Annotated in this window: 1 protein-coding gene; it reads right to left on the bottom strand. The window is 48.0% G+C overall.

The features are described from left to right. Positions 1 to 42 precede the first annotated feature (42 nt). Positions 43 to 871: hypothetical protein (locus ACJHYR_RS27925; RefSeq protein ID WP_410233222.1), on the bottom strand; the 829-nt coding region annotated here is incomplete at its 5' end.

Genomic DNA, 871 nt, shown 5'->3' with positions numbered 1-871 from the left:
TCCGTGCGCGCTCAAGCAGTGCATGGTAGTTAATTTCGGTTGTCATACCCCTACCTCTTCGAATTCCAATTCCAATTGATCACCCCAGATTTCACATGACTCTGAACACGAGCCGGTATCGAATCGCCTGGCCTGTACCATCGCCTGATACAAATTTCTGTAGTCGCTGTTGGCAGACATTCTGGCAATTCCGTCAAGCGTCAGGTGACCACGGTACATAATGTCTTTACCTGTTCTGCGATGACCATCCCTGACGTGTTTGCCTGTAACCAGCTCATTAAAAACTCGCATCAGACCTGGTTCGTCTTTACATGCAAGCCCCAGCTTTTGCGTTGACTTTTTGATGCAGAAAACACAGTTCCCGAGATGCTCCGGGATTTGCAAATCAAAAGGTTGTTTTCGCCACCACCGGATAACATCCGACTTATCAAAATCTGACAGCTCGGCAAGATACCGGACGCCCGATTTCGGTTTCAGCCTACGGGGTTCGTCTGCACGAATACCCAGCCATGTGATGTAATTACCTCGCCCGAAATGGTTATCGCAGTATTTCGTGAAAGGGATGAGTTTTAGCCTGTCAGTACAGAACGCGCCGCCGATGTATGGCGTGCCGTACTTTTTAACCATGTCCATAAACGGTTTAAGCACCGGCATTCGTGTCTGAATATCCTTTGGCTCCCATTCTGTATAACCATTTGGCTGCCCAAGCTCAGGATTTATATCGACCTGTAACACAGTTAGTGGTATGTCCCAGAACTTCACAACCTCCCGGATAAAGCGGTATGTCAGCGGATGTTCGCAACCGGTATCCATAAAGATGTAGCAGACGTTATTGCCAGCCTTTCTTTGTTCTTCCATCAGGTGAACAAGA

The organism is Escherichia sp. WS1450, assembly GCF_046487395.1.
Classification (GTDB): Bacteria; Pseudomonadota; Gammaproteobacteria; order Enterobacterales; family Enterobacteriaceae; genus Escherichia; species Escherichia coli.
The sequence above is the reverse complement of the archived record's forward strand: the minus strand, read 5'-3'. Positions and strand labels throughout refer to the sequence as shown.